The 18,966-nt window shown below is 68.3% G+C and carries 16 protein-coding genes and 1 tRNA gene; 10 read left to right on the top strand and 7 right to left on the bottom strand.

Annotation, left to right across the window (positions count from 1 at the left end; translation table 11 throughout):
- Positions 1-36: 36 nt before the first annotated feature.
- The 3 genes from ABZ824_RS19735 (at position 37) to ABZ824_RS19725 (ending at position 2,430) form a co-directional block, all read left to right on the top strand.
- On the top strand, positions 37-585 hold the full coding sequence (locus ABZ824_RS19735) for a histidine phosphatase family protein (protein ID WP_039796212.1): 549 nt from the start codon (positions 37-39) through the stop codon (positions 583-585).
- 64 nt (positions 586-649) lie between these two features.
- Positions 650-1,597, top strand: a complete 948-nt coding sequence (locus tag ABZ824_RS19730) for a patatin-like phospholipase family protein (RefSeq protein ID WP_356964631.1) — start codon at positions 650-652, stop codon at positions 1,595-1,597.
- Positions 1,594-2,430: an SDR family NAD(P)-dependent oxidoreductase gene (locus tag ABZ824_RS19725; RefSeq protein ID WP_356964630.1), complete on the top strand. Its 837-nt coding sequence runs from the start codon at positions 1,594-1,596 to the stop codon at positions 2,428-2,430. The genes ABZ824_RS19730 and ABZ824_RS19725 overlap by 4 nt, the downstream gene beginning before the upstream one ends.
- Positions 2,431-2,484: 54 nt before the next feature.
- Here the strand turns inward: ABZ824_RS19725 and ABZ824_RS19720 are convergent, their stop codons facing one another.
- On the bottom strand, positions 2,485-3,642 hold the full coding sequence (locus ABZ824_RS19720) for a lipase family protein (protein WP_356964883.1): 1,158 nt from the start codon (positions 3,640-3,642) through the stop codon (positions 2,485-2,487).
- 390 nt (positions 3,643-4,032) lie between these two features.
- Positions 4,033-4,512, bottom strand: a complete 480-nt coding sequence (locus ABZ824_RS19715) for a hypothetical protein (protein ID WP_355073468.1) — start codon at positions 4,510-4,512, stop codon at positions 4,033-4,035.
- A gap of 286 nt (positions 4,513-4,798) precedes the next feature.
- Here ABZ824_RS19715 and ABZ824_RS19710 point away from each other — a divergent pair, with 286 nt between their 5' ends.
- Positions 4,799-8,272 carry an indolepyruvate ferredoxin oxidoreductase family protein gene (locus ABZ824_RS19710; protein WP_356964882.1) on the top strand — a complete coding sequence of 1,158 codons (3,474 nt, stop codon included), beginning with the start codon at positions 4,799-4,801 and terminating at the stop codon, positions 8,270-8,272.
- A gap of 144 nt (positions 8,273-8,416) precedes the next feature.
- On the opposite strand, the gene ABZ824_RS19705 is transcribed toward ABZ824_RS19710, so the two are convergent.
- The 3 genes from ABZ824_RS19705 to ABZ824_RS19695 form a co-directional block, all read right to left on the bottom strand.
- Entirely contained in the window at positions 8,417-9,880 is a 1,464-nt protein-coding gene (locus ABZ824_RS19705; RefSeq protein WP_356964628.1) for a subtype B tannase, read from the bottom strand.
- 395 nt (positions 9,881-10,275) lie between these two features.
- Positions 10,276-10,905 (bottom strand): hypothetical protein, encoded by a 630-nt coding sequence (locus ABZ824_RS19700; protein WP_355073472.1) that lies wholly within the window; start codon positions 10,903-10,905, stop codon positions 10,276-10,278.
- 610 nt (positions 10,906-11,515) lie between these two features.
- Positions 11,516-11,589, bottom strand: a tRNA-Met gene (locus ABZ824_RS19695).
- Positions 11,590-12,071: 482 nt separating this feature from the next.
- On the opposite strand from ABZ824_RS19695, the gene ABZ824_RS19690 reads away from it, so the two are divergent.
- The 3 genes from ABZ824_RS19690 to ABZ824_RS19680 all read left to right on the top strand — a co-directional run bounded on the left by ABZ824_RS19690 (position 12,072) and on the right by ABZ824_RS19680 (position 13,519).
- Complete coding sequence (locus ABZ824_RS19690; protein ID WP_356964626.1) at positions 12,072-12,821, top strand: hypothetical protein; 750 nt, start codon at positions 12,072-12,074, stop codon at positions 12,819-12,821.
- 81 nt (positions 12,822-12,902) lie between these two features.
- The gene (locus tag ABZ824_RS19685; protein ID WP_356964624.1) at positions 12,903-13,346 is read left to right on the top strand and encodes a hypothetical protein; all 444 of its coding nucleotides are present in this window, start codon (positions 12,903-12,905) and stop codon (positions 13,344-13,346) included.
- Entirely contained in the window at positions 13,343-13,519 is a 177-nt protein-coding gene (locus ABZ824_RS19680) for a hypothetical protein (RefSeq protein ID WP_356964622.1), read from the top strand. Before ABZ824_RS19685 ends, ABZ824_RS19680 begins: the two co-directional genes overlap by 4 nt.
- Before the next feature lie 156 nt (positions 13,520-13,675).
- Here ABZ824_RS19680 and ABZ824_RS19675 read toward each other — a convergent pair whose 3' ends face one another.
- Positions 13,676-15,205, bottom strand: a complete 1,530-nt coding sequence (locus ABZ824_RS19675) for an aldehyde dehydrogenase family protein (protein WP_356964620.1) — start codon at positions 15,203-15,205, stop codon at positions 13,676-13,678.
- A gap of 112 nt (positions 15,206-15,317) precedes the next feature.
- Here ABZ824_RS19675 and ABZ824_RS19670 point away from each other — a divergent pair, with 112 nt between their 5' ends.
- The 3 genes from ABZ824_RS19670 to ABZ824_RS19660 all read left to right on the top strand — a co-directional run bounded on the left by ABZ824_RS19670 (position 15,318) and on the right by ABZ824_RS19660 (position 18,538).
- Positions 15,318-15,770, top strand: a complete 453-nt coding sequence (locus ABZ824_RS19670; protein WP_039796222.1) for an Lrp/AsnC family transcriptional regulator — start codon at positions 15,318-15,320, stop codon at positions 15,768-15,770.
- A gap of 64 nt (positions 15,771-15,834) precedes the next feature.
- A complete protein-coding gene (gene lat / locus ABZ824_RS19665; RefSeq protein ID WP_356964617.1) occupies positions 15,835-17,169 on the top strand; it encodes an L-lysine 6-transaminase in 1,335 nt (444 codons plus the stop codon).
- Positions 17,170-17,296: 127 nt separating this feature from the next.
- Positions 17,297-18,538 (top strand): YncE family protein, encoded by a 1,242-nt coding sequence (locus tag ABZ824_RS19660; protein ID WP_356964615.1) that lies wholly within the window; start codon positions 17,297-17,299, stop codon positions 18,536-18,538.
- A gap of 23 nt (positions 18,539-18,561) precedes the next feature.
- Here the strand turns inward: ABZ824_RS19660 and ABZ824_RS19655 are convergent, their stop codons facing one another.
- Entirely contained in the window at positions 18,562-18,906 is a 345-nt protein-coding gene (locus ABZ824_RS19655; protein WP_356964614.1) for a hypothetical protein, read from the bottom strand.
- Positions 18,907-18,966: the final 60 nt, after the last annotated feature.

The following is an 18,966-nucleotide window of genomic DNA, read 5'->3' as shown; positions in this document are numbered from 1 at the left end:
CAACGGCCGCCGACGCCGGGCCGTACGCTTCGACAGGTGCAAAAAGTGCTCAGACTCGACCTGGTCAGCCATGGGATGACCGAGGCGATGCGGAAGGCACGGTTCCCGGTGGACGAATCGCTCACCGAGGCGGGCAGGCGGGCGGTGGCCGGATGCGGGCCGCTCACCGCCGCGCGCGTGCTCACCGGCCCGGAACGCCGGACGGTGGAGACCGCCGCGTTGCTGGGGCTGCTGCCGGATGAGGAGGACAACCGGCTGCGCGACCTGGACGCGGGCGCGTGGCGCGGCGGCGAACTGATGTCGGTGCCCCAGGATGAGCTGTACGCCTGGTTGACCGACCCGGCGTTCCGCGGGCACGGCGGCGAGTCCGTGCTGGACGTGATCGAACGGACCAGGCTCTGGATGGCCGAGGTCGCCGCGCGGTCGGTGTCCACGATCGCGGTCACCCACCCGGCGGTCGTCCGGGCCGCGCTGCTGGTGACGCTGGACGCTCCACCGAAATCGTTCTGGCGCATCGATATCCCGCCCGGCAGCGTCACCCGCCTGCACTATCGCGGCGAATGGACGCTGCACTTCACGGCCTGAGCCGGGATACCGACCGCTCGAAAGGGGGTGGCTTTCGGGCCGAGCCGGGCTAGTGTCTGAGACTATGGGTAACAACAAAGGGTCGCAGCGGCGCGGCCTGGCCATCGGATGCGGTGGCACCGTGGGGGCGGCCTGGATCGTCGCCGCCCTCGTCGCCGCCCGGGACGTGCTCGACTGGGATCCGCGCGAGGCGGACGTGCTGCTCGGCACGTCCGCGGGTGCGGAGACGGTGACGATGCTCGGCAGTGGCGTTTCGGTGGACGACCTGGTCGCGTTGCAGCGCGGCACCGCGACCGACCCGATCCTGCGCGAGCACCGCGCCGCCGAGCCAGGCCGGTTTCCGCCGCTGCCGCGCCCGCGGCTCGGCTCGCCCCGACTGCCGCTGCGTCGCCAGGAGCCGGGCCAGGCGCTGTTGGCCGCGGGCAGCGGACTGCTGCCGGTCGGCGGTGGCGACCCGGGCTGGCTGCAACGGCTGGCCGAACGACTGAACCCCGGCCGCGACTGGGTGCCGCATCCGGCGACCCGGCTGGTGGCGATGGACTACGCGACGGGCGAGCGCGTCGCGTTCGGCGCGCCTGGTGCGCCCGCCGCGACCATCGGCGCGGCACTGCGGGCATCGTGGGCCGTGCCCGGCTGGTTCCCTCCGGTCACCATCGGGGGCCGCCGCTTCGTCGACGGCGGCGCGGGCTCCACGGCCTCGGTGGACCTGCTCGTCGCCGAGAACTTGGACGAACTTCTCGTGCTGGCTCCGATGGCCTCCGCGGCCCGGATCCCGGCGACCGGCCCCGGGCACCTGCTGGAACGGCAGCTGCGCAACCGGATGAGCGACAAGCTCCGCACCGAGATCGCACGACTGCGCGCCGCGGGCACGAAGGTGCTGTTCGTTGGCGCGACCGCCGACGACCTCGCGGTGACGGGACCGAACTTCATGGACGGCCGCCGCCGTCTCGCCACCTTCGAACACAGCCTGCGCAGTACCCGCCGCACGCTCGAACAAGGAGCATTCGTATGAGAATCCTCGGATCCGGTTACCCCGCGATCGACCTGCGCGAGGCGACAGTCCTGATCACCGGAGGCGGGCGGGGAATCGGCCGGGCCACCGCGGAATTATTCGCCGCGAAAGGATCCCGGGTCGTAATCGCCGACGTGGACAAACCCGCCGCCGAGGAGGCGGCCGCCGCGATCGGGGCGAGCGCGTTCGAACTCGACGTGCGTTCGCGCGGGCAATGGGACGCGGTGGCCGCTGCGGTCGGCGGAATCGACGTGCTGGTCAACAACGCCGGTGTCATGCCTGCGGGCGCGTTCCTGGACGAACCCGACGTGGTCGGTCAGGCCACGCTGGACATCAACGTCTGGGGTCTCATCCACGGCATGCGCGCCGTCGCGCCGGGCATGATCGAGCGTGGTCGCGGCCATGTCGTCAACGTCGCCTCGCTGGCGGGCAAGATCCCTATTCCGGGGCTGGCCGTGTACAACGCGAGCAAGTTCGCCGCGGTCGGTCTCTCGGCGGCGACCCGCCTGGAATTCGCCGGGCATGGCGTCAGTGTCAGCTGCGTCCTGCCGTCGGCCGTGCGAACCCGCCTTTCCTCGGGATTGACACTCGGCCACGGCATGCCGACCGTCGACCCGGAAGACGTCGCCGGCGCGATCGTGCGCACCTGCGTCACTCGCAAAGCCGAGGTGGCCGTGCCGAATTACCTCGGCCCGCTCGACATCGCATTGGCCGCCGCGCCGGAACGCGCGGTGCGCCTGATCCGCGGCCTGTTCGACGGGGATCGCGCGTTGCACCCGGCCGACGAGAAGGTCCGCGCGCAGTACGAGAAAGAGGTGCGTTCCATCAGCTGATGCAACGAAAAGCGGCCCGGGAGAAGCACTCCCGGGCCCGCTTGTCTTCTGGGTTCAGCAGCTGGTCGGTGCGGGTTCGCCGCGGAACCTGGCCTCGACGTAGTTCCACGCGTCCGCGAATCCGGCGGCGGCCGCGGTCAGGTGCTCGGAGATGTCGACGGTATGGAACGTCAACCGCGCACCCGCCTTGCAGTACCGGTCGGCGACCTCGGCGACCGGGTTGTAGAAGGTGAGGGTGTCGAAGCGGCCCTGCCACATGTAGGTCGGCACAGTCGGAACGCCGTCGAAGTACTTCAGGCTGTTCTCCCGCAGAACGGCGTGCGCCTCCGGGCTGTCCATCAGGCTCTTGGACGCCGCCATCTGCTCCGCGCTGCGGAAGGCGCCGTGGAAGAGCAGGAATCGGCGGCAGGCGTCGTGGGTGAATTCCCGGAACCACAAACCGTTCTCGTTGAGCTGATCGGAGATCGGCAGCCGGTCCGGGTACTCCCGCTCCAGCCCCATGGCGGCGGCGAAGGCGAGGCCGAATCCGGGGTGCGGCTCGAAGCCGAGCGCCATCGCCATCTCCTCCAGGTCGGCGGGGATGCCACCGGCCACGGCGGTGGTGAGTTTCAGATCCGGCGCGTAGGTGGGTTGCATGGCGGCGGCCCACGCGGTGGCCATGCCGCCGCCGGAGTAGCCCGCGATGGCGACGGGGGAGTCCGACAGCCCCAGTCCGGCGACCTTGCGGACGGCCTTCACGCTGTCGAGGGTCATCATTCCGGCCAGGCGCGCGGCGCCGTAGGCGGAGGTGGGGCCCAGATAGTCCGGCAGCGAGATCGCCCATCCGCGTCCGATGGGCAACATCGCGCCGACCGCGTCCTGTAGTTCGCCGTTGAACAGCGAGCGCGACGGATTGCACTGGGTGCCGAGGGAATTGATCAGCGCCTGGTAGGAGACCAGCGGCGGATTCTTCACCCCGGCGGGCATCAGGACCGTTGTGATGCCCATGACGGGCTTGCCCTGCGAATTGGTGGAGCGGAACGCGACTTGCCAGCCCTCGGTCCCGACATACATACCGGTGTCGATCCTGCGGCTCCGTACGACGTCGCCCGGGGTGAGCGCCCCCAGGTCGGGCGGCGCGGTGTAGAAGGGATCGGGATCGGGAGTGGGATAGAGGGGTTGCGCAGTAGCGGGCAGGCCGAGCAGGCCGAGCGAGACGATGCTCACCAGCAAGATCGCGATCCTGAACGGAACTCTGGACACGGGTTTCCTTCGAAAGTCAGCCGTCACCGACCCACCGACCCGCGGCGGGCACGCCGCGACGTCGGTGCTTCGGACGCACCGGCACTACACGAGAACCGCAGCGAACCTTCACTGCGGGGCGGAGCAGAAGGAACCGCCGCCGTGGGGACCCTGAGCCGATCATGGCGGACTGCCGCACCTCCTTCGACTCCGGGACCGCCGGTAGCCGCGAAGGCGGCACCATCCGCTGCGAAGATAGCGCCCGACATTCTCCGGACGCCGCTCCGGAACAGGCGAACCGGACAAGTCACAAAGCCCGCGGCCCGCCATTCGACAAGATCACTAACGGAGGTGGCCTACCCGGTCGCGCGCCGATCCGGCTCATGTGAAGCTGAGCACCGCCCGTCCGCCCAGCGGGCGTTGCAGGTCGACGACGACCACGCCGTACTCGCGCTTCTGCTCCGGGTTCGCGCCCTGACACGGCGGCATGCCGCGATGCAGGCCATGGATCAATCGCACGCTCACCAGGTCGGCCGATTCCTCCACCCGCGCGGTGAATCCTATGCTCGGGCAGCCGACCGGGCCGGGGATGTGGATCCCGAGCTTGTCCGTCCCGTCCTCGACGTCGTACTCCGAGAAGGGTAAGGCGGAACTGGATTCCAGGTCCGCGGCATGCGGGATGACGACCATCGTCCCGCCCGCGTATCGCCGGGGACCCGGATCGGCCCGCATCCCCGCCGCCGCTTCCGCGGTGCGCTCCGGAGTGGCGGGCACGGCCGGGTCCGCCTGCTGCCCGCACGCGGTCAGCGTTCCGAACGTGATGGCGGCGACGATCGCCGTACCCATCCTGCGCAGTGCCACCTCTCCACCTTCACACAGGTAGGCGGGGGCGCGGCGGAGGATGCGCGGTGTGGCACCGGTGCGGCTCGCGGAAATGACCGGACGCCTCGAAGCGAGAGTGTGCGCGGCGTCACAGCGACATCGCACAGTGCTTAGCCGGTGCCCATCTGTGACTCGTCAAATTGAGCAAATTGCTCAACTTATTATTCAAAGGTTGTGCGTTCAGATCTTCGGAGACACGATATCGGCACCAAGTGCTCAACAATGCGAAGCGCCGGATCGGCGCCGAGCGGACGGGTGGATCCGGATGACCGAGCTCGCCGACCGCGATCTGATCGCAGCTCCCTACGACCTCGCCGACCGTTACCGCGTCGGCTCGGGGACCGTTGTCCTCACCGGCGTGCAGGCCATCGCGCGGCAGCTGGTGGAGCAGCATGTGCGTGATCTGCGCGCCGGGCGGCGAGTGGGCACGTTCGTGTCCGGGTACCAGGGCAGTCCGCTCGGCGGCGTCGACAAGATGCTGTCCGGCATGCCGGAGGTGCTCGCCGAGCACGACATCTCGTTCGTCCCGGGATTGAACGAGGAACTGGCCGCGACCTCCGTGTGGGGAAGCCAGGCGGAGCTGCCCGCGGGCGCGGCGACCCACGACGGCGTCGTCGGTGTCTGGTACGGCAAAGGCCCCGGCCTGGACCGCGCGACCGACGCGCTGCGCCACGCCAACATGTACGGCGTGCATCCGCGCGGCGGCGTCCTGCTGCTGGTCGGCGACGATCCGGCGGCCAAGTCCTCGACCGTGCCCGCGGTGAGCGAGCGCTCCTTGGCCGCGATGAACATTCCGGTGCTGTTCCCGCGCAACGCCCGCGAGATCATCACCATGGGCCTGCACGGCGTCGCCCTGTCGCGCGCCTCGGGTTGCCTCGTGGCGCTGAAGATCGTCGCCGACGTCGCCGACGGCGCGTGGACCGTGGACGGTTCGGTGGGTGACATCGACATCGTGGTGCCCGAAATCGACTGGGAAGGTCAGCGGTTCCACTACCGGCAGCGTCCGATGGCCGCGCCCGCCGACAGCTTGCTCGCCGAAGCGGACCTCTACGGTCCCCGCTGGGAGATGGTGCGCGCCTACAGCACGCGCAACGGCCTGGACGTGATCGAGGTGAACCCGGCCCGCGCCACGATCGGCATCGCCGCCACCGGGACCACCTTCGACGCGGTTCGCCAAGCGCTGATCGACCTCGGCGCCGACGACGAAGCGCTGTACAGCGCGGGGATCCGCCTGCTGCGCATCGGAATGCCGTTTCCCCTCGCGCCCGACCGGGTCGGCGAGTTCGCCGCCGGGCTCGACCAGCTGATCGTCGTCGAGGACAAGACCGCCTTCATCGAAACCCAGATCCGCGACATCCTGTACGGGGTCGCGGGCGCGCCGGAAATCCTCGGCAAGCGCGACGAGGCGGACCGCCCGCTGTTCGGGGCCGACGGCGAACTGACCTCAGGGCGCGTCGCCGCACCGCTGCGCCGCGTGCTCGACGGGCACCTCGAACTGAAACGTCCGCTGCCGCAGCCGCTGTCGCTGTCGGTGCTGCCCGCCAAGCGCGCGGCCTACTTCTGCAGCGGTTGCCCGCACAATCGTTCCACCGCCGTTCCGGAGGGCTCACTGGCGGGCGGCGGCATCGGCTGCCACACCCTGGTGACCATGTCCGGCCGCGCCGACAGCAAGGTCACCGGGCTGACCCAGATGGGCGGCGAAGGCGCGCAGTGGATCGGTCAAGCGCCGTTCACGGACGTGCCGCACCTGTTCCAGAACATCGGTGACGGAACGTATTTCCACTCCGGCCAGCTCGCCGTGCAGGCGTGCGTCGCCGCTGGCGTGAACATCACCTTCAAGCTGCTGCACAACGATGTGGTCGCGATGACCGGCGCGCAGCACGCCGAGGGCGCGCTCACGGTGCCGATGCTCACCCACAAACTCGCCGTCGAGGGCGTCCGGCGGATCATCGTCTGCGCGGACGAGCCCGAGCGCTACCGCAAGCGCGATCTCGCTCCCGGCGCCCTCCTATGGCACCGCGACCGCCTCGACGAAGCGCAACGCACACTGCGCGAGATCCCCGGCGTCACCGTGCTGATCTACGACCAGCACTGCGCGGCCGACGCGCGGCGGCAGCGCAAGCGGGGCGCCCTGCCGGTGCGCCGCACCCGGGTGGTCGTCAACGAGGCGGTGTGCGAAGGCTGCGGCGACTGCGGGGTGCAGAGCAACTGCCTGTCGGTGCAGCCGGTGGACACCGAGTTCGGGCGCAAGACGCGGATCGACCAGACCTCGTGCAACACCGACTACAGCTGCCTGAAGGGCGACTGCCCCGCGTTCGTCACGGTCGAACTGCCCGACCCGGCCGCGCGGAAGCCGCGCCGAGCCGTTCGCGCGCCGCAGCCGCCGCGGCTGCCGGACCTGATGCACGAACCGCCGACGACCACGCAGAACGTCTTTCTCGCCGGTATCGGCGGCACCGGCATCGTCACCGTGAACCAGGTCCTGGCGACCGCCGCGATGCGCGCCGGGTACGAGGTGGCGAGCCTGGACCAGATCGGCATGAGCCAGAAGGCCGGGCCGGTGGTCTCGCATCTGCGTTTCGCCGTCGGGGCGCTGGAGCCGGCCAACCGGCTGGCCCCGGCCTCGGCCGACTGCATCGTGGCGTTCGACCTGCTGGCCGCCACCGACAACAAGAACCTGGCCTACGGCTGCGCCGAGACGACCGTCTCGGTCGCCTCCACCAGCGAGACCCCGACCGGGGACATGGTCTACGACCGGTCCGTCACCTACCCCGGCGAGGCGACGTTGCTGCGGCGATTGGAACAGGTCTCGCGCTCGGTGCGGTCCTTCGATGCTCTCGCCGCCGCGGAGGCGCTTTTCGGCAACACTGCCGCCGCGAACTTCCTCCTGGTGGGCGCAGCCTACGAACTCGGTGGCCTGCGGCTGCCGGGCACGGCGATCGAGGAGGCCATCGAGATCAACGGCGTGGCCGTGGACGCCAACCTCGCGGCCTTCCGATGGGGCCGGGTCGCGATAGCTCGGCCGGAGGAGTTCGCCGCCGCCACCACGCGTCGCACGGCCGAACGCACTCCGGTACCGGTGCCAGCGGACCTGTTCGACGAGCTGACCGCGACGGGCGAGACGCGGCGGCTGGTCGAGCTGCGGGCCGTCGAGCTGATCGGCTTCCAGAGCGTTGCGATGGCGCGCGACTACGTGGCCACGATGCAACGAGTCTGGGCTGCCGAGCGCGAGGTGACCGACCGTACCGAGTTCAGCGAGCAGGTCGCGCGCGGGCTGTACAAGTTCACGGCATACAAGGACGAGTACGAGGTGGCACGACGGCTCACCGATCCGTCGTTCCTGGCCGAGGTCGCCGCGCAGGTACCCGAGGGGGCGAACCTCACCTATCGGCTGCACCCGCCGGTCCTGCGTGCGCTGGGACGGAAGGACAAGATCGGAATGGGGCCCGGCAGCCACTTCGCCCTGCGCTTGCTGGCCAAGGGAAAGCGGCTGCGCGGCACGAGATTCGACCCGTTCGGATACGCGCACGTGCGACGCGTGGAACGTGAGTTGCGCACTCACTACACCGCGATGGTGACAGACCTCGCCGAGGGGCTGGACCGGTCGGGCTACGACCGCGCCGTGCGGGCGGCCGCGCTCGCCGACGTGGTGCGCGGATACGAGGACATCAAACTCGCCGGCGTGGCGGTCTACATCGAACGTCTGCGGGAGCTCGGTATCGAGCCGACGCGCTGTTAGTGGGCTCCGACGCCGGTGGCCGGTCGGAGCGCCGCGCGGGCGTTGCCGGGACCAACGCCTCAGCAGGTCTTCGCCGCGAACCGAGTCCGGTGTGCCACCTGTGACCCGGCGAACTCGTGGAAAGGCCACCCGTCGGCGAACGCCTCAGCCGGTGTAGCCGGTCACCTTGCCGATCCACACGACGAAATCCGCGGCGTCCTCGTTGCTGCCGTGCCCCGCGTCCCAATACATCGCGGCGTCGACCTGGTCGCCCAGATTCGCCAGGCTCGCGGCGAGATTGCCCACGATGGTCAGCGACGCATCGGTGTCCTTGGTGCCGACGCGAATCCACCAGTGCTTCGCCCGGGCGGGATTGCGTTGGCGGAGAAAGAACATGGGGTTCATCATGCTGATCTTCTCGGGCAGGTCGCTGTCGAGTTGCGCGCCCGGGTCGCCCGTCGCTCGCCGCAGGCTGAACGGGGTGAAGTGCCTGGCCTTGACGGTGCCGGCACCGAACAGGTTGTTCTCCGGAGAGGACAGGTCGAAGGCGTCGAACGCGGGCACGCCCTTCTTCCGCTCGCCCACGTGCGCGAGGAAGTTCGGCCAGGTGAACTCCGCCCGGTCGCCCGACCAGGTGATCCACGTGTTGGCCGCCAGGTAGCTCGAACGCTCGGAGTCCTGCAAAGCGGTCAAATACCTGGTCGCCGCCGGTTCGAGGTAGGTCCGCACGAGGTAGTTGCCGTAGTTGTCGGCCGTGATCGGCCCGAATCCGTCCGCCCCTTGCAGTTCCAACGATGCCTGATAGTCCACGAACGCGGTGCTCAGTTCGCGCGAGGCCGTTGCGTCGAGTTCGCCGGAGCGCAGCGGGTTGGCGCCCCAATTCCACTCGTAGGCCATGTCCGCGTGGTCGAGATCGGTCACGGGACAGTAAGAAGCGGCGGCGAAAACGGCGTCGCTCGCGTCCGCCGCGCCGAGTTCGGCGAGATACCGGTCGTACATCCGGTTGTCGGCGGAGGCAGCCAGCAGCGCGGACAGCGCGCCGCCCGCGCTGACCCCGGTGGCGACGATCCGGTCGGTGTTTCCCGGAACCCGGCCGGAGTTGTGCCGCAAGTATCGGACCGCGGCCTTGAGATCCACGATGGCGGCGGGCGCCACGCCGTAGTACGTGCCGTCCGGGGCGACCAGGTCGCGCCCGCGCGCACCGGGCTCGACGACGACATAACCCGCCGCGAGGGCGAGCTCGCGGTTCCTGTCCCGATCACCGCCGTCGTCCGGCTTGCCGCCCTCGGCCGCCGACGACAGATAGCCGCCGACGGAGTTGCTCAAGAGAATCGGAGCCTTGCTCGCGTCGACGGTGTTCCCGTCGATCTCGACGGGAACGCTGACGTTCAAGCTCTGATACGTCTTGTTCACCGGTTTCGCCACGTAGACAACGCTGTCGTAGAACCGGTAGGTCACGTTCTTGTCCCGCTCGAAGGTGGCGACGGTCTTCTTCCGCACCGTGAATTCGTCCGGGTCGAAAGCCAACTCGTCCGCCGGTTGCGCGTCGCTTTTCAGCAGGCCGCAGGCGGCGAACATCGGTGCGGCAACCGCCGCCACACACCCCTCGAGCATCGCCCTGCGCCGCACAGCGCTCTCCTTCGCCTTCGTGGCAAGCGTTCGGCGTCGCGGCCGTGGCGGCGTCGGTAGAACTCTTGCCCGGAACGAATCAGCTGGTCATCGGGTCGCTGAGATCGAAGGATAGCGGTAGGAGACGCCGCGCTGGCGTACCTGCGCGGCTGCGCCCGACGCGTCCGCCGAAAGGCGGGCGTCGGGCGCAACCTGCCGGTCGGCGGTCAACGACCGCCTGGTGGCGCGTCGGTCGGGTCATCTACTCCCAGCACTCGCTTGGCCCGTCGCAGGACGAGGCAGCGCGAGGAACAGATGACGTGGATTTCGAGAGCGCGCCGGGCTTGTCCCTCGGTGAGTTCGCCCGGATCGGTGAAGCAGTCGCCGATATTGGAAGTGACCGATCGCACGCGAGATCAGCCGACTTTCACCGGGACGACCGCGACGGCGGCGAATCGAGCACGACCGACGGTAAGGGCGACCAAACCGGCATTGCCCGCCGTGGAAATCATCGGACCGGCGATCGAAACGAATTCGAACCCGCTCACCAGGAGCACGCCGAGCAGGCCGAGGCCGTTCGCGAGTGCGTTCGCCGCGAACGTTTGCCACGTTTCCTCGTGCGGTTTGGACCACACATGCCGGAGCGTTGGAATGGTGGCGATGAGATTGGCGCATATCGCGAACAGCGCGCCGAATGCCTTTTCCTGTACGCCGACCGTCACCAGCACGCATGCGATCGAGGAGACCAGGCAGGCCCAATCGATATTGTCTTCCGGCCGCAGGCCGGACCCGCGGGTGATGCCGACGACGATGACCGCCGCGTTCATCGCCGCCGCGGCGGCGTTGATGGCTGCGGCCAGATAGCCGCCCTCGAGGTACGCCACCACCGCGAACACCGTGTTCGCGGTGCACCAAGCCGCCCACGACGCGATGCGCGGCCGGGTGTCCCCTTCCAGTATCCCCGCCAGGTATGCGATGACACCAAACAATGAAATGCCGACGCTGAGACACGCCAAAGACGAGCTCACGTTCCAGAAATCACTCACGCGGAACTTTCCTCACAGATTGTTGTCGTTGCACGCAGAGATGGCCGACATTGGCGATCGAATCATTACGAACACGCCGAAGGAGACAAGGCGGGTGCGGTGATGGGAACCGGGGGTTGCCTGCGGGAAAACACTTCGGGATGATTTGTCCAGGTGACTCGAAAGTATCGTGACATGACAACTCGGTCGTCACCAATCCAGGACGGTGCCGTAACCATCTTTTAACCGCCGATTCGCAATCGCGATCGGCGGCTGGTCATTCCGCCGGAGATTCGGATGTGAGCTACGGAACAGGCAAGCGTCGAACCGTATCGTAGGATTGCGCACGTCGGAGTATGCGACATCAGCAGTCAAAGAATCTGCACTCCGACTGTCGGGGTTCCCGACGTCAGCGGCAAGGGTCTACGCGATGCGCCCAGCGTCGGATCCTCGCCGACCACCTCGCTGGACCGCCGGCTCTCCGTGCATCGCTGAGACCTCGCCGGATCCGGAAGCCGCGGCGTTTTGCGAGGTGTAGTGCTCGGACGACCCGCTGTGCGTGGACCATGGTCGCGACTCGACCCGGCAAAAGAGAAACGGCCCGGAGCGTGTGCTCCGGACCGTTCCGCAGTAGCGGGGACAGGATTTGAACCTGCGACCTCTGGGTTATGAGCCCAGCGAGCTACCGAGCTGCTCCACCCCGCGTCGGCTTTTCCAACAGTACACATGGTGGGCGCGAATAGCCCAATCGTGCTGGTGAGAGGGCATGTTGCGGGTGACTCGGCGAGGCCTGGGCAATCTGTTGCGCACAGGTGGAACCGAATGCGCCGCCGCCGCGTCCAACCATGTGACGAGAAGTATCCGACGCAGATTGCGAGACGAGGAGTGGATGATGACGTCCAGCGTGCGGTCGGTGGCACGAGCCCGGGTGGCCCGCTGCAAGAGCGTGATGCGTTAGCGGCGCCGCCGCAGGATCCGGCCGATGGGCCGCGGTGTGGTGGTGGTGGTCCCGGCGACCGGCGTGGCTGCGCCGAAGCACCATCGCGCCTATTGTGACGGTACCCGAGGTACAGGGTCGAAGGCTTGCCGCTCGGTCGGGGGCTCGAGTACTGCCCGTCCTGCGCGTAGCGCCGACGGATAGGTAAGAGGCGCGCGAAAGCGCGCTGATCGAAGTGAAGGGGGCTTTCTTGAACGCCGTTCGAACCAGTAGGGATCCCGAACAAGCAACCGGGCGTGTCGCATTCGTCCATCCGGGCTTGCGCGACTATCTGGATCCCGCGGATGGGTCGTGGGGGAGCGTGTTCGGGCCGCATTTCGAGTTGGAGTTCGCCGACTACGACCAACTGGCCATGCGCAGGGACGCCGGCGGCGCCCCGATCGTGCTACCCGTCAACAGTGAAACCCAAGCCGAAAGCCTGCGGTCGGTTCGCGCCCGGCACGCCATGGGGCTCATCGTCGCGGTCACCGATGACGTCGGTGGTTACTCGACCTATGCCGCGATACGCTCCGGCGCCAACTTCGTGATCAACGTCGCGATATCCGTCGAGCGTCAGGCCGACCTCGTTCGCGCGCAACTCCTCGACCGCACGCGCTCGGCACCGGGGAAGCCGCTCCCGGCGGTGCTCGGTGCGGTGACCGGCCGCGAACCGAACGAACCGGCACGGCAACGCCTGCGCGGCCGGTCCGCTACACCGGCCACCGGCGCGGATCAGTCCGGCGGAGATGGTCTGACCGAGTCGGACACCCGGCTGCTGCGCATGCTGCGCACGTCGATGACCGTCGCCGAGATCGCGCGCCTGAACTATCTTTCGGAGCGGTCGATGTATCGACGCATCCGCAGCCTGTACGACACCTTGGGCGTGGGCAGCCGGGCAGAATTGGTCGGTTCGGAACATCGAGCGGACGTGTCCTTTCCGCTCACCGTGCTGCGCGGCTGATCGGTAGCGACGGTGCTGTCGAATTCGCCCGCAAAAGTGAGCCGTCGTATCGCATTGCGCACGTTCGGAGTGGTTGCCGCCGTGGCTGTTCCGTCTGCTTGCCGTCCGGCCGCACCACCCGGCGTGCCCGGCCCGGATGGGCTCGACGAGACTGTCCGTCCGCAGGACGACCTCTACCGGCATGTCAACGGGAGGTGGTTGCGCGACTACCGGCTGCCTCCTGATCAATCGGTGAGCAGCCCGATAACCGAAGTGATGCGGCGCGTCGAACAACAACTCTCGACCGTCATCCAGGAAATCCGCGAACCCGGGCTCGGTACGCCCGAGCAGCAGGTGCGCGACTTCGCCGCCGCGGCGCTGGCCGCGAACAGCCACGCACCGAGTGAGTTCCGAGCCACGTGGCACGCTACGGCCCCGACCTTCGCCCACGGCGAGACCAGCAGAGTTTGTGGGACGTCACAGCGACAGAACTGGCGAGGATGCGTCGCGGCTTCATCGGCTGGTTCGCCATCCTGGTACCTGTGATCATCACCGTTCCGCTGTATCCCATGTCGTTGGCCTCGCCAGAAGGCCGGTCGGGCCATACCTGGACGGTGTTTCGCGACGTGGTTCTCGAAGGCTGGGGAGTCCTGATCCCCATGACGGCCGCATTGCTGGCCGCCCACTCGGTGCGAGCTGATCAGGAGGCTGGCGGTTGATCTTCTCGTACGCGGTGCTGCGCAACAAGTCTCTGCTCGGCAAGTATCTCGGGCTGGCGACGTCGGCCCATGCGGTTTATGGCACCCGCATGGCAGCCGAGCCGGTCAGGATGTGGCAGCCGCCGCAGATGTGGCAGCCGGGGAGGGGTGTGGCGTTCAGCCGAACTCGATGCCTTGGGCGAGAGGGAGTTCGGTGGAGTAGTTCACGGTATTGGTGGCTCGGCGCATGTACGACTTCCAGGAGTCCGAGCCGGATTCGCGGCCGCCGCCGGTCTGCTTCTCGCCGCCGAAAGCGCCGCCGATCTCGGCGCCCGAGGTACCGATGTTGACATTGGCGATCCCGCAGTCGGATCCGTCGGCGGCGAGGAAGCGTTCGGCCTCGCGCTGGTCGGTGGTGAAGACGGCGGACGAAAGGCCCTGCGGCACTTCGTTGTGCAGGGCGATCGCGCGATCGAAGTCGTCATAGGTGAGCACGTAGAGGATCGGCGCGAAGGTCTCCTCCCGCACCACCGCGGTCTGGGCGGGCATGCGCACGATGGCGGGCCGCACGTAGTAGGCGTCGTCACCGAACCCATCGACTCGCTCGCCGCCGCAGACCAGTTCGCCACCGTCGGTCACGGCCTTGTCGAGCGCCGCGCGCATTCCGGTGTATGCCTTGCCGTCGATCAGCGGCCCGACCAGCACCCCGTCGTCGAACGGATCGCCGACGGACAGTTGCCGGTACGCCCGTTCGAGTCGGTCCAGCAGCGGGCCGGCCACGCTTCGGTGCACGATCAGCCTGCGCAGTGTCGTGCAGCGCTGCCCGGCCGTGCCCGCCGCCGCGAACACGATGGCTCGCGCCGCGAGGTCGAGGTCGGCGGACGCGGTGACGATCGCGCCGTTGTTGCCGCCCAGTTCCAGCAGGCAGCGCCCGAGCCGCTCGGCCACCCGTGGCGCCACCAGCCGGCCCATCCGCACCGAGCCGGTCGCGCTCACCAGCGCTACCCGCTCGTCGTCGACCAGGCGGGAGCCGACGGCGCTCGCACCCTGGATCAATTGATGGATCTCGGGGTCCGCATCCACTTCGCGGGCCGCCCGCCGCAACAGCGCGTGACAGGCCAGCGCGGTCAGCGGCGTCGTCTCCGACGGCTTCCACACCACGGTGTCGCCGCAGACCAGCGCGATCGCCGTATTCCATGCCCAGACCGCGACCGGGAAGTTGAACGCCGAGATCACCCCGACCACGCCGAGCGGATGCCAGGTTTCCATCAACCGGTGGCCAGGACGCTCCGAGGGCATGGTGTGGCCGTACAGCTGCCGGGACAGGCCGACGGCGAATTCGCAGACGTCGATCATCTCCTGTACCTCACCCGCGGCCTCGGCGGGGATCTTGCCCGCCTCGAGCGTGACGAGCTCGGCCAGGTCGCTCTTGTGCGCGGTGAGCAGCCGACCGAGGCTGCGCACGACCCCGGCCCGGACGGGCGCCGGAACCCCGCGCCAGGCGCGGAAGGCGGTAGCGGCCCGGCCGATCGCGGCGTCGACCTCGTCGAGCGAGCTGGATCGCACGGTGGTCAGCTGCCCTCCGGTGATCGGAGTGCGTGCGGGCAGATCGCCGGGTTCCGATGGCGGCGCGCCCAATTGGCGCAGCACCGCTTCCGCGCGGGCGGCGAGTCGCTGGGTGGCCTGGTCGTCGAGTACATCGGTCATCTGTTGTTCCGCCATACCTTTCGGCCGCGTCGCGGCGTGTCTGTCCCACATAGCGGGAGGGTGGAGGTCAGGTTCCGGACACGAGGCGGGCTGCCTGAGTTAGCCTTCGCTGATGGCGGATACACCGGCAAGACCCGTACTCGATGACATCGATCGCCTGCTGATTCGTGAACTGATGGCCGATGGACGGGCCACTCTGTCGAACCTGGCCGAAAAGGCGAGTCTGTCGGTGTCCGCGGTGCAGTCACGGGTCCGCCGATTAGAGGCGCGCGGTGTGATCCGCGGGTACACCGCGCACGTCGATCCGGAAGCCCTCGGCCAGCTGCTGTCGGCATTCGTCGCGATCACTCCTCTCGACCCGTCGCAACCCGATGACGCGCCGGCGGTGTTGCAGCACATCCCCGGCATCGAGGCCTGCCACTCGGTGGCCGGTGAGGAGAGCTACATCCTGCTGGTGCGCGTGGCGTCCCCGCGGCACCTCGAGCAGTTGCTCCAAGAGATCAGAGCCACCGCCAATGTGCGCACCAGGAGCACCATCATCCTGCAGACATTCTACGACAGGTGACGATTCGGTGTAATTAATCCGCCATGTTGTAGAGGTTCCGTAAATTTTTACGTACCCTCAGGGCGTGACCATCGAACTGGAACGCACCCGCCCGGCGGTCACCCTCGCCGCCCGGGTCCACGAGATCTTGTCGGCGAGCATCCTGGCCGACGGCTTCGACTTGGTACTCGACCTCACCCGTTCCCGTGGCTGCCGCCTGGTCGACGAACGCGACGGCAGCCCCTACCTGGATATGTTCGGCTTCTTCGCGTCCAACGCGCTGGGCATGAACCACCCCGCTCTGACCGAGGACGCCCAGTTCCGGGCCGAGCTGTTCACCGCGGCGGTGAACAAGCCGAGCAACTCCGACATATACACCGTCGAGATGGCCCGCTTCGTCGAGACGTTCGTGCGGGTGCTCGGCGACCCGCGGCTACCGCATCTGTTCTTCATCGATGGCGGCGGACTCGCGGTGGAGAATGCCCTCAAGATCGCGTTCGACTGGAAGAGCAGGCACAACGAAGCACACGGCCGCCCAGCGGAACTCGGCGCCAAAGTGCTGCACCTGACCGGCGCGTTCCACGGCCGCACCGGTTACACCATGTCGCTGACCAATACCGATCCGGTGAAGACCGCGCGTTTCCCGAAATTCGACTGGCCGCGCGTCAAGTCGCCTTATCTCACCGACGCGTTCGACGTCGAGGAGGCGGAGGCCTGCGCGCTGACCCAGGTGCGGCGGGCATTCGAGGAAAGCCCGCACGACATCGCGTGTTTCATCGCCGAGCCGATCCAGGGCGAGGGCGGCGACCGGCATCTGCGTCCACAGTTCCTGCAGGCCGTGCAACGGTTGTGTCACGAGAACGACGCGCTGTTCGTGCTGGACGAGGTGCAGACCGGCGTAGGCATGACCGGAACGGCCTGGGCCTATCAGCAACTCGGCTTGGCGCCGGACGTCGTCGCGTTCGGTAAGCGGACCCAGGTGTGCGGCGTCATGGCGGGCGGGCGAGTGGACGAGGTACCCGACAACGTCTTCGCGGTCAGCTCCCGGCTCAACTCGACCTGGGGCGGCAACCTGGCCGACATGGTGCGCAGCAGGCGCACCCTGGAGGTGCTGGAGCAGGACGCGCTGATCGAACGCTCCCGGCCGTTGGGGGCGCACCTGCTCGAACGGCTCGGCGCGCTCGCCGCCCGGCACGCCGATGTCAGCGAGCCGCGCGGGCGCGGCCTGATGTGCGCGATCACCCTGTCGTCCTCCCGGCTGCGCGACGAGGTACTCACCGCGCTGCGTGAGCGCGAGCACGTGCTGATCCTCGGCACCGGCGAGCGGGGCATCCGGTTCCGTCCTCCGCTGACGGTCACCGGCGCCGAACTGGACGAGGCCGTCGACGCGCTGGATCGGGTGCTGACCAGCCTCGCATAACGCACACGGGGTTCGATCCGGACATTCCGGTGCACTCCGGCGCGGGTGCGCCGGAATTCCGGATTCGGCTCCTAGGCTTCGCACCCATGTCATCTCGTCTTCACCACGCTCCGACAAGGTGCAGCAGGTGAACCGACAGCGGATGTTTCGGCGTTGCGCGCCCCACCTCGTCGTCTCCATGCTGCTGCTGTCGGCGCCGGCCGGCTGCGCGGCCGGTGACGCCGGCACGGTGGTCGCCGAGCAGAGCCGGACCGCCCAGATCACCGTCGCGACCCCGGCCGCCGCGGCGGCCCCCACTGCAGGCGTGCTCCCACCGCACATGACCGATCCGCTGCCGGGGATGCCGCCGCCGCTCTCAGCGACCGACGTGTACGTGGCCGACCGAGAGCTCAGCCCCACCGTGGCCGACCACCGCCCGCTCGTCTACGTGCCCAACAGCAAGTCGAGCACGGTCTCGGTGATCGATCCCGAGACCTTTCGAGTGATCGACACCTATGCGGCGGGCGGCTCGGAACCACAGCACGTCGTGCCGTCGTACGACCTGCAGACGCTCTACGTCACCAACGATCTGCCGATCGGCGCGGGCAGCCTGTTGCCGATCGACCCGAGGACGGGCAAGCCGGGCGAACCGTTTCCCGTGCGCGATCCCTACAACATGTACTACACGCCGGACGGCCGGTACGCGCTCGTGGTCGCGGAGGCGGACAAGTCGCTGGATTTCTACGATCCGCGAACCTGGCAGAAGACGCATGCCATGGCGGTGCCCGACTGCGCCGGAGTCGACCACATGGACTTCACGGCCGACGGCCGTTTCGCCCTGGTCTCGTGCGAATTCAACGGCCGCATGCTGGTTTTCGACGTGGCCGAGCGCAAAGTCGTCAAGCTGGTCGATCTGCCCGGCGGTCGCTCGGGCATGCCGCAGGACGTGAAGCTGTCCCCGGACGGCCACACTTTCTTCGTCGCCGACATGACCGCCGACGGCATCTACCTGTTCGACGCGCACACTTTCGAGAACACCGGATTCGTGCCGACCGGCAAGGGTACCCACGGCCTCTACATCACCCGCGATTCCGCGCAGATGCTCATCACCAACCGGCACGAAGGCAGCGTCTCGGTGTGGGACTTCGCGGCGAACGGGCTCGTGCGCAAGTGGTTCGTGCCCGGCGGCGGCAGTCCCGATATGGGCAACATCTCCGCGGACGGTCGCGTCTTCTGGGCGTCCGGCCGGCACCACGACGAGGTGTACGCCATCGACATCGTCAACTGGAATCTGCTGGCTCGCATCCCGGTAGGGAAAGGGCCACACGGACTCACGATCTGGCCGCAGCCGGGCCGCTACTCCACGGGCCACACCGGCGTCATGCGCTGACCTCGGCCCGGCCGGCGCAGCGGTCAGGACCTGACCGGACGCAACCCCAGACCGCCTTCGACGAAGCGCTCAACGGACGTCAGCCCGGCGTCCAAAGCGGCCTCGTAGCCGGGGCGCGCCCATCCGCTCACCTTCGCGGTGCCGTCGGCCTCGGGCGTCACCCCGATTTCGGCGACCAGCTCGGCTGTGGTCGGTTCGCAGACCGCCCAGGAGAAGTGCGTTTCCTCCGCCCAGCCCGCACCGCGCCGGGCCACGTAGTCCGGTTCGGTGATGCCGCCCGCGGCCAGGGCGGGGCGGTCGTCGATGCGGTCGTCGGCGCGCAGGGCGCGCAGATACCAGGCGCCCGCGTTGATTTCGATCGGCTCCATCAGCGTTCGGCCGTTCCGCCGCGCGAGTCGTCGGCGGGCACTCCGCCGAATTCCGCGACG

Source organism: Nocardia sp. NPDC047038 (assembly GCF_040644075.1).
In the GTDB taxonomy this organism is placed as follows: domain Bacteria; phylum Actinomycetota; class Actinomycetes; order Mycobacteriales; family Mycobacteriaceae; genus Nocardia; species Nocardia sichangensis.
The sequence above is the reverse complement of the archived record's forward strand: the minus strand, read 5'-3'. Positions and strand labels throughout refer to the sequence as shown.

Coding starts and splice junctions, on each gene's coding strand:
- ABZ824_RS19670 (WP_039796222.1), top strand. CDS start 15,318: ATGGCGGATACACCGGCAAGACCCGTACTCGATGACATCGATCGCCTG.
- ABZ824_RS19725 (WP_356964630.1), top strand. CDS start 1,594: ATGAGAATCCTCGGATCCGGTTACCCCGCGATCGACCTGCGCGAGGCG.
- ABZ824_RS19710 (WP_356964882.1), top strand. CDS start 4,799: ATGACCGAGCTCGCCGACCGCGATCTGATCGCAGCTCCCTACGACCTC.
- ABZ824_RS19655 (WP_356964614.1), bottom strand. CDS start 18,906: ATGGAGCCGATCGAAATCAACGCGGGCGCCTGGTATCTGCGCGCCCTG.
- ABZ824_RS19675 (WP_356964620.1), bottom strand. CDS start 15,205: ATGACCGATGTACTCGACGACCAGGCCACCCAGCGACTCGCCGCCCGC.
- ABZ824_RS19730 (WP_356964631.1), top strand. CDS start 650: ATGGGTAACAACAAAGGGTCGCAGCGGCGCGGCCTGGCCATCGGATGC.